Source organism: Shinella sp., from assembly GCF_052438155.1.
Lineage (GTDB): Bacteria > Pseudomonadota > Alphaproteobacteria > Rhizobiales > Rhizobiaceae > Shinella.
Genome location: NZ_JBQVPI010000029.1, coordinates 45,109 through 53,588 on the forward strand (window position 1 = coordinate 45,109; position 8,480 = coordinate 53,588).

An 8,480-nucleotide genomic window follows, 5' to 3' on the forward strand; every position below is an offset into this window, starting at 1 on the left:
CGCGTTTCGGTTTTCAGGTGCTCCGATGCCGTGTCATCAGCTTGGCCTGCAGCACGACCACGACGAGCAGGAAGGCGCCGCGGATGACGGACTGCCAGTAGGCGGAGAGCGAGATCCAGCCGAGGCCGTTTTCGAAGTTCAGGATGTTGAAGACCATGGCGAGTAGCAGCGCGCCGGCAAGTGTGGCGCCGACCGAGCCTGAGCCGCCGGTCAGCAGCGTGCCGCCCACCACCACCGAGGCGATGGCGAAGAGTTCCCAGCCGACGCCGAACTGCGAGGCGAGGATGACACCCGCAAGGCCGGCGAGCGTGCCGGAGGCGAGATAGACGGCGGCGAGCGTGCGCTCGACCTTGAGCCCCATGAGGCCCGCCGTCGCCTCGCCGTCGCCGTGTTGGCCTTGTCGACGCGTTCCGCGAAGGCGAACTTCGAGGTGCGGTCGATACCAACGTACAGATATAGTTTGCCTTCCCCCGTCTGCACTTCGGCGATATCAATGTGGAAGAAGCCGATCGGATAGGCCTTGAACGCTTTCTTGGCAGGCTTGTCGCCCTCGACATCCGGCGGCCGTGAGATGGCGTGGCGCTGAAAGCAGCGGTGCAATGACGATTGCGTCAGGTGCGGGATCGTCGCTTGCAAGCTGTAGAGACAATCGTCCAGTGGCAGAAGGGTATGTCGGCGCAAGGCGATGATAATCGCCTCGTCGTCATCGGACAGGACCGTAGACTTCGGTTCGCTTGGAGCGGTCGGCAGATCGGCGACAGAGGTTCGCTTCTTCCACTTGGCAACCGTCTTCTGATCGATGCCGTAGCGCTTGGCCAGCGCTCTCAGGCTCTCTTGACTATGTTGTCTCGCTCGACGGACTGCCTCTGTCGTCGTGGCGCTGCCGTGAAGAACCTGCCCCCATAGCGCTTCCCTCCATTCAATGGAGAACATTGCACCATCAAAGCAAGGGATCAAACACCAGTTTACGCCCCTGTTACTGTAACGTGCTTCCCTCCCCATTGGGTTCGTACTACCCTCCTCAACAACGGTTGTGGAGATGATGATGCTAAGGCTCTTGATCGTGGTCCCCTTGCTGTTGGTGTTCTCAGCCACGAGCAGCGTTGCGCTTTCCCCGAGCGAACTTCACCAGAGAGCCATCGAGCGGCGAGCAGTGGAGGCTGCTATTTGGGGCATGCCGGCGGTCAATACCGACCTCATGTTGCAGGAAATGCTCAACAAAACCACGGGTAAAGTCAACGAGGTTATCTACTGGGGCCGTCCGCTCGACTATCGCAACCAGACGCTGACACCGAACCCTGACGTGATTTACTTCATGGTCTTTTTCGACACGCGTGATGTCGGGCCGATCGTTCTCGACATTCCACCTGCCGATGAGAGTGGATCCCTTACCGGCAACACCATGACCGTATGGCAGACGGCGCTGGAGGATGTCGGCGTGCTTGGCATCGACAAGGGCGCTGGCGGGAAATTTGTCTTCGTGCCGCCCGGCTACGACGGGAAGATTCCCACCGGCTATGCGGTCCTGAAATCCGACACGTCGACGGGGTATGCGCTGCTGCGTTCGAACATGAAAAGTCATTCAGATAAGGACGTCGCCGCTTCAATCGCCTACGGCAAACGATTGAACGTCTATCCGCTGTCGCAAGCGTCGAACCCGCCGGAAACCGTCTTCACTGACGCCAAGGACATCATATACGACAGCACCATCCGCTATGACGCTAGCTTATACGACAGCTTGGCCCGCGTACTGGAGCGTGAGCCCTGGATCGAACGCGACCGGGCGATGATCGATCCATTGCGAGCCATCGGCATCGAGAAAGGCAAGCCTTTCAAGCCGGATGACGCAACAAGGAAGATTTTGGACGCTGCTGCCGGGGAGGTGGGCGAACTGCTGTCGGCGCGATATGATGCGGGGTTTCCGCCCTTCTATCCCGATAGCCACTGGACCTACCCGACCCTTCAGGAGGCGATTGAAGGTCAGGGTTCCGGGCTATGCCGACCGCAACGCGTATCCGCTCGATGCCAGGGCTCTGCTCTATACTTACGGGTACATATCGATCAAACGGCCGGGCACAGCGCAGTTCTATCTGATCTCGATCCGCGACGGGGACGGGAACGGCTTCGAGGGCGGGAAGACCTATCGGCTGAACGTGCCGGCGGGCGCACCCGTCAAGCAATACTGGTCGGTGACGGCCTACGATCGCCACATCCATGCGCTGATCAAAAACGTGGACAAGGCGAGCGTTGCCGCCAACAGCACCGAGGTCGAAAAAAACGCCGACGGTTCCATCGACGTCTATTTCGGATCAAAGGCCCCTTCTGGCAAGGAGGCGAACTGGGTGCCAACCGACCCCGCCCGCGGCTTCGAGCTGATGTTCCGCGTCTACGGTCCGACGCCGGCCTTCTTCGAGAAGACCTGGATATTGCCCGACGTCGTGAAGGTCGAGTGAGCGGAGGGAGACGGCAATGGCGGTTGGCGTTCGATTCGCAGAGTGGGGTCTCAGGCTTTTTCTTTTCGGCATCTTCCTGACTTTCGGAATCCTTGCCCACTACTGTGTCGGTGCCCGCTGGCCGACCGGCGAATTGTTCATGCAGAACATAACGTTGTGGTGGGCCTGCCCCTGGACGCTTTCGGTTGCCGCGGTTCAGGCAGGCGGCCTGGGAATGGTGGCACTCGGCGCCATCGGGATGATCGCTGCACGATCTGGCGCGCGCAGGGCCCGGCCGGGCGGCCTAGCCCTGAGACTCTGCGTCGGTGGATTGCTGGGCGTCTTCCTCGTCGGCTATCCCGGTTACTTCGTTTTCGACGGCATCTGGCCTGGCTACTATTATGCTCCGGTCGTGACCGCCAAGAACGTCTGGCTTCTCGGCCAGGGTGCTTTCATCGCCGTCTTCCTTGCCGGCGCCATCATTGAGTTCGTTGCCGTCGATCGGCTCCTGCGCATTGCCACTACGATCAGCCAAGAAGGAGCAGCATGATGCGACCGTCGACGCTTTTCGGCCTTCTGCTTTTGGCAGGGGCCGGCATTTCAGTGCCCGCGCTGGCACAGGATTACATATTCAAGGGTGGATACCCCACGTCGGAGACGGTCGCGAAAGTCCATAACGAACTCGACCTCAATCGCGCCGTTTCCGCCTACAGGTTTTTCTATCCTACGGTTTCGAGCGCGGCGATATTCAAGGAGATGGTTCGGATCGGGGCGACCCCGAACAAGGTGTTCGGTTACATGGACACGCAGCCGCGCCAGGTCGGATTCACTCTGAACTCAGACACGCCTTACGGCGGCATGCTCCTCGACCTGCATGATGGCCCGCTCGTCATCGAGATACCGCCGGGTCCACTGCTCGGGGCAGCCCTTGATATCAACCAGCGCTGGATCATGGACATGGGCGTGCCGGGGCCTGACGCCGGGAAGGGGGGCAAGCATCTGCTCCTTCCGCCTGGCTACTCCGGAACGGTTCCCGATGGCTACTTCGTCGGACATGCCAGTTCCTTCAAGGTAATCGCCGGAATGCGCGCGATACCAGATAAAGGGGACGTCGCGGGAGCGATCAACAAGCTGAAGACGATCAAGGTCTTCCCACTCGAGCAGCGTGCCGATTGGAAGCCACCGACGTGGATGGATCAAACGTCCATTGCGCAGAACCAGACGCCGACGACGTTCGAGACCACGCTCGGCTTTTGGGAAGCACTTCACGAGATCGTTGAAGCGGAGCCGCCCCTAGCTGGCTTTAGTACGGAATACGGTGATCTTGCCGCTCTTGGCATCGCCAAAGGCCGCCCCTTTAAGCCAGACGAGAGGATGAAGGCGATATTGGAGAAGGCTGCAGCCATGGGCTCGGCGCAGTTGCGGGTCGAGTCCCTGGCGGACCAACGGCCCGATCGCATCGTATGGCCGGACCGGCAGTGGCAATGGGCGTCGTTGCGCTTCGAGAACGATGCTTTCGAGACACCAGACTACCGCGACAATGAAGCTGCTGACAAATGGTTCTACCAGGCGATTGCGACATCACCGGCAATGTTCCGCCGGGATCCTGCGGCGGGATCTCTCTACTGGCTCGGGCTGCGCGACAAGGATGGTCAATACCTCGACGGCGCCAAAGCATATCGGCTCCGCGTGCCTCTCCCGGTCCCCGATCGCCTCTTCTGGTCTGTAACCGTGTACGATGCCGAAACACGCAGCCAGATTTCTACGGACCAGGGCAAGGCGGCGCTGCGTTCGCTGTTCGAGCTTGCCAGTGTGAAGGGTGATCACGCCGATCTTTATTTCGGCCCGGAAGCTCCCGCGGGCCTTGACGCACCCTGGATCAAAACGATCCCCGGGAAAGGCTGGTTTGTCTATTTCCGCATCTATGGTCCTCAGCCGTCCGCATTCGATGGAAGCTGGAAGCCCGCTGACTTTGAAGAGGCAAATTAGTCCGAGACGAAAGGCAGGATGGTATGAAGGCTAGAGCAGTCTTGATTTTTGCAATCGCACTCGGTGGAGCGGATGCTGCCGAAGCCGCGGAAGCGGCGGCGGGTCGGTATGTGCCCGGTGCCTATGCAATGCCAGGTGCCGGTATCGTTCCTCCCACGCCCGGCGTCTACTGGGCGTTGTCGAACGTCTATTACCATGGGGAAGCCTCGGGAAGTACGCCCTTCGGCGAATCCTCTGTCGCTGTGGGTCTAAAGGGGGACATTTACGCAACGGTTCTAGCTGGCATCTACGTCCCTGATTGGGATCTACCCGGAAACTGGACTTATGCCATGCAGGCTGCTCTCCCACTCGGTTACACCCGAGCAGAGGCTCTCGTTGGTCCGGCCGATCTTGCCCAGGATGTCGCTGGTGTTGGAGACATTGCATTTTCTCCCGTTATCCTCGGCTGGCACAATGACGCCAACGATTTGTGGTTTTCGGCAGGCCTAACTATCACTGCCCCGACGGGAGAGTACGAGGCTGGCGATCTCGCATTTATCGGACTGAATTACTGGACCTTCACGCCTTCCGTTGGAATTACCAAGCTTGTGCCCGAGCACGGATTAGACTTTTCCGCAAAGTTCGGGATTGATATCAACACTCGAAATCCTGACACGGATAACTATAGTGGCGCGACGGCCCACCTTGACCTCGCCGTTACCAAAAGCGTGTCCGAGAACTGGCAGATCGGCGTGATAACAGGCGTCTTGTATCAGTTCGAAGACGATGACAGCGATTTTGCAAATGCCCGCGATGATGGCTTCAAGGGCCGTTCGATCGCCGTTGGCCCGTTAATCAAATACAAGGCCAAGATAAGCGAAGCCAACGAAATCGACTTGAGCCTGAGCTGGGCGCACGAAGTCGCTGTAGAAAACAGGATGAAGGGCGACGCCATTTTCTTCAATCTCAGCGGAAAATTCTGAGCGAACTGAGAGGCCTCTGTCCTTAGGTGTTAAGCAGGCGGAGGCGGCCTGCGCTCTACCGCGCATCGAAGTCGACCTTCCCCCAAATTCTATCCCGCCTTGAGTTCGCTCCAGCGGTTTGGCAAAGGGATTACAATGAGAGCCGGCCTCACGCGGCCCTTGGCTATTTGTCACCGGCAGAATATGCTGACGGTGCTATGACTTCGATGGGCCAAAACAGTCTCGTCCCCGCTGGAGGCTAACGCTCCAGTCGGACCACCTGAGCCAAGCACTTCAAGACCCAGCATGCACTAACATTAAACCCGGATCACCGAATGGGGGCAGACCAATACCCCGTCTGCATGAACCTCCGATGAGCTTCTGGTGCTCGCCGACTTGCTGTATCGCATTCATGCGAACCTGGATCGGCGAGCCTCGGAGAATTTGGATGGGACCTATAGCGCCACCATACGATTGCCGGGATTTGGACCGTCCTTCAAGCGCGTTAACGCGTTGGGCAGGTCGTCGAAACCAGTGATTTCGATGATCTGAGGAGGTCAGCGAACGGCAAGCATAAAGATCGGTGAGAGTGGGTCTGGAAATGCATCCCGGTCAGTGAGCTACGAGCTCGTAGGGCTGATTTTGCACCTGATCCGCGTAGCTTCATACCGGCCAGCGGTCGTACTCGAGCCGCAACAACAAGCCTGATACGTGGCTGCGCCTGATCACACGTTCAAAACCGCTCGAGGAACGGCATGCATGAACGGGGGCATCCACGCATGACGCGAGGCACTTAACCGCCGGCGCATGCGGACGGCACGGCTCGGCCAACGCCCCATGATAGTTGCCCCTGTACAATGGTCAGTGTGTGCCGGCCGTTCGAATAGGCCGTGCCATCTGACCCCATGAGGGGGAGGTCGATCGCGGTAGCGCCGTCGACGGATACCGAAGCGCGGTCACCGAGGAGGCGCACTGCCAGACGCGTGCCGTCCTGGCACGTATAGTCGCTGACGGGATAGGGGTTGCCCACGCCGATCGACACGTCAGATGCGGCAACCTCGAAGCTTGCTAGCATCAGGGCGCCGATTGTTAAGACTGACAGATTTCCCAACATGATAGTCCTCCAACTTGCATATCTCTCGCATAACACCCGCCACTTCCTCGACGGCAACAAGTGCTGCCATCGCCAGAGCCGACGAGCGAGGTTGTTTGCGCTCGTAAGACATCGTTGGGGCGGATAACCTACTCGGGGTAGGTTTCAACGCCGTCTTGCGTCGGCTTGTTGAAAAGGACAAATACCAAGGGGTTACCGGGCTCGGACATTGCATCGCTGCGCAGCCCTGATATCTCTCCGGCCACTCCAGTCGTATACTCCGCCACGACTTCGCCGAAGCTGTTGCGCTGGATGGCCACCTTTTGTCCAGGCACGACCTTGTCATTGAGTTTGACCAGATGTTCGACGATACCACCCGCGGTGGCCAGCACCGGGAATCCGCTATTGCCGACAAAGACAGCCATGCCTTTGGCTGTGCGGCCCATCGGTCCGTCAACGATCCCATAATGCTTGAGGACGTTCATCGTGCCTTCCACAAACAGCGCGATCATCTCGTGATTTAAGACGCGCGCAGCGCCGATCTCTGGTGCAATGGCCGGGATTCCCGCGTCTATGAATGCATTGTGCAGGACGGTGGGATAGGCGGCTTTCGGCATATTGAGGATCTGGCTGACGGGATAGAGATCCAGCATTGCCTTGACTTCGGGCCTGTCTACCTCGCCGATGTTGAATGCAGTGACTTCGAATCCGGTCGTTCCGGTATGGAAATCAATCGCGGCATCGGCATTCGGTCGCAGCAGTCGGTTGAACAGCAGTCCGGTATGGCGGCTTGGTGCAGTCGGGCCGTTCTCATTTCCCGGCCATATCCGGTTCCCGTCGATCAGATCGATGCCTCTGCCCTGGTTCGGCCACCGGCGCTGCATGCTTTCCAGGGCCGGGCGGGATATGTCGGTGACGGCCATCACGGTGCCGGACATCTTCGCCGGATCGAGCTGGTTCATCACGGTATGGACGGTATGGATGGAACTCATCTCGTCACCATGCACGCCGCTTGTCAGAACGACACGCTTGCCCGGCTTTGCGCCCCTGGCGACCGTCACGGACACGTACCAGTGCTGCCCGGTGGGCGTCTCCACGCCCTGAAAATACAAATGCTGCTTCTGCCCGGCCTCCAGCTCGTTCACGTCGAGCGAACTTATGACCTTCTTCCCGCCGATGACATCACCTGTATAGACGGTTCCCGTCTTCGCACCAGTTTCTGTGCTTGCGGGCGCGTCGGCCGTTTGTGCCTGTGCCGGTCCCGCGATCAGCGCGGCCGCAGCGCCGATCGCTGCAGCCGATGCAAGCATGAAGTCGCGGCGATCCACACCCTCGCCATTTTCATTCGCGATCATTGTCGTTCCTTGCTGATTTGAATCGCACCGAGGGTTTGCTGCCCCCAAATACAGGCGATCGGACCAGGTTCGTCGATTTGAACGGATGCAAGACCGCCCACTCTATGATTCATCGAATGCTTCAAGGAGTACAGTCCACGCCAAGGAAATGGATACTGAGTCTAGGCCTGGGACGTGATGCATATTTGCGGAACGCGACGCCTGATAACCTCCGTGCCGTTCACGCTCAGGAAACGAACTTCCGCCTCGCATCTTCAATTTCGGTCAGATGTGTACTCACCCAGGAACAAATACCGCTGACCAACGCCAGCAGGCTATGACCGAGCGGGGGTTAGTCGATACTCGACCTTTGGCGGTACGACGGGATAGACTTTGCGGCTAAGCAAACCGTCACGCTCCAACTGACGCAAGGTCTTGGTGAGCATCTTCTGGCTGATCCCCTCGACTCCATCCCGCAACTCCGTAAACCGCATCTGCTCACTCTCGCCAAGAGCGGTAATGATGAGCAAGGTCCATTTGTCTCCGATTCGATCGATCATCTCCCGCGCAAGAGCGCTATCTTTGCTGTTGTTCAGGGGGGGCGGTTTTGCTGACTGTATGTTTGGTTTCCATCTGGAAACAATAGCGCTTTCAGGTGTCTTATTTCCCCGGGAAACTTACTCTCTTATGG

Annotated in this window: 8 protein-coding genes and 3 pseudogenes; 6 read left to right on the forward strand and 5 right to left on the reverse strand. The window is 58.7% G+C overall.

What is annotated here, in order from left to right; all coding sequences use genetic code 11:
• Positions 1-13: 13 nt before the first annotated feature.
• Both ACT6VE_RS29420 and ACT6VE_RS29425 read right to left on the reverse strand, forming a co-directional pair.
• Positions 14-388, reverse strand: a pseudogene (locus ACT6VE_RS29420) (ABC transporter permease subunit); the annotation flags it as partial.
• Positions 379-933, reverse strand: a pseudogene (locus ACT6VE_RS29425) (IS481 family transposase); the annotation flags it as partial. The pseudogenes ACT6VE_RS29420 and ACT6VE_RS29425, both read right to left, overlap by 10 nt.
• A 277-nt stretch (positions 934-1,210) precedes the next feature.
• Between ACT6VE_RS29425 and ACT6VE_RS29430 the strand changes: the two are divergent.
• The 6 genes and pseudogenes from ACT6VE_RS29430 to ACT6VE_RS29455 all read left to right on the forward strand — a co-directional run.
• A pseudogene (locus tag ACT6VE_RS29430) lies at positions 1,211-1,549 on the forward strand (DUF1254 domain-containing protein); the annotation flags it as partial.
• 361 nt (positions 1,550-1,910) lie between these two features.
• Positions 1,911-2,453, forward strand: coding sequence for a DUF1214 domain-containing protein (locus ACT6VE_RS29435; protein ID WP_444801817.1), 543 nt, complete (start codon positions 1,911-1,913; stop codon positions 2,451-2,453).
• A gap of 139 nt (positions 2,454-2,592) precedes the next feature.
• A complete protein-coding gene (locus ACT6VE_RS29440) occupies positions 2,593-2,982 on the forward strand; it encodes a hypothetical protein (protein WP_444801811.1) in 390 nt (129 codons plus the stop codon).
• Entirely contained in the window at positions 2,979-4,421 is a 1,443-nt protein-coding gene (locus ACT6VE_RS29445) for a DUF1254 domain-containing protein (protein WP_444801812.1), read from the forward strand. The genes ACT6VE_RS29440 and ACT6VE_RS29445 overlap by 4 nt, the downstream gene beginning before the upstream one ends.
• A 23-nt stretch (positions 4,422-4,444) precedes the next feature.
• Positions 4,445-5,383 carry a SphA family protein gene (locus ACT6VE_RS29450; protein ID WP_444801813.1) on the forward strand — a complete coding sequence of 313 codons (939 nt, stop codon included), beginning with the start codon at positions 4,445-4,447 and terminating at the stop codon, positions 5,381-5,383.
• Positions 5,384-5,409: 26 nt separating this feature from the next.
• Positions 5,410-5,625: an integrase core domain-containing protein gene (locus tag ACT6VE_RS29455; RefSeq protein ID WP_444801814.1), complete on the forward strand. Its 216-nt coding sequence runs from the start codon at positions 5,410-5,412 to the stop codon at positions 5,623-5,625.
• A 530-nt stretch (positions 5,626-6,155) separates the two neighbouring features.
• Here the strand turns inward: ACT6VE_RS29455 and ACT6VE_RS29460 are convergent.
• The 3 genes from ACT6VE_RS29460 to ACT6VE_RS29470 all read right to left on the reverse strand — a co-directional run bounded on the left by ACT6VE_RS29460 (position 6,156) and on the right by ACT6VE_RS29470 (position 8,349).
• Positions 6,156-6,437, reverse strand: a complete 282-nt coding sequence (locus ACT6VE_RS29460) for a hypothetical protein (protein ID WP_444801815.1) — start codon at positions 6,435-6,437, stop codon at positions 6,156-6,158.
• A gap of 167 nt (positions 6,438-6,604) precedes the next feature.
• Entirely contained in the window at positions 6,605-7,807 is a 1,203-nt protein-coding gene (locus ACT6VE_RS29465; protein WP_444801818.1) for a M14 family metallopeptidase, read from the reverse strand.
• Between the two features lie 317 nt (positions 7,808-8,124).
• Entirely contained in the window at positions 8,125-8,349 is a 225-nt protein-coding gene (locus ACT6VE_RS29470) for a winged helix-turn-helix transcriptional regulator (protein WP_444801816.1), read from the reverse strand.
• Positions 8,350-8,480: the final 131 nt, after the last annotated feature.